The organism is Pseudoalteromonas sp. T1lg21, from assembly GCF_002964625.1.
Lineage (GTDB): Bacteria > Pseudomonadota > Gammaproteobacteria > Enterobacterales > Alteromonadaceae > Pseudoalteromonas > Pseudoalteromonas gelatinilytica.
In genome coordinates this window covers 1-535 of the sequence record NZ_PQBX01000073.1, presented here as the reverse complement: position 1 = coordinate 535, position 535 = coordinate 1, and the positions used below count along the sequence as shown (strand labels likewise).

The following is a 535-nucleotide window of genomic DNA, read 5'->3' as shown; positions in this document are numbered from 1 at the left end:
GTTCATAAAAGGATCTATTGTTTTCTTTATCGTTGCCCTATTCCTTCTTTACTTAGGTTTTAAGAAACAAAGTAAGATTGACGAAACTAACACAAAGCTAGTTTCTGATAGCCCGGTTACCACTCCAACATCTATGCCTGGGCAAACTCCAGTACCAGCAACAAATCAGATATTGGCACAACAAGCTGAGATAAAAGAGCTATTGGCCAAACAGAAAAAAGAGCAAGAAGCCGAAGAAAAGAAACACCCCTTTTACAAAGTCGGCTTACACATAGCAGGATGGGCTGAGTATACCGAGCTTGGAAAGATTACAAAGAATTACTATCTAAGCGCCAGCCAAAATGGACAGCATATATTTGAGTTATCGCTACGTGATTTAGTGCTTGCAGGATATACCGTTGCAGTACGCTCTAGTTGTGTAATCGAAATTCAATACCGTAAATATCATGATTTCATTACGTGTGACTCTCCAAAAGTTGGTGTGTTCGATGAAGCACCATCAGAGCTAACAGAATAGCTGGGAGGGACCCGCAAC

At 40.7% G+C, this 535-nt stretch carries 1 pseudogene; it reads left to right on the top strand.

Features of this window, described 5'->3' with window-relative positions:
- Positions 1-517, top strand: a pseudogene (locus tag C2M25_RS20720) (hypothetical protein); the annotation flags it as partial.
- Between the last annotated feature and the right edge of the window lie 18 nt (positions 518-535).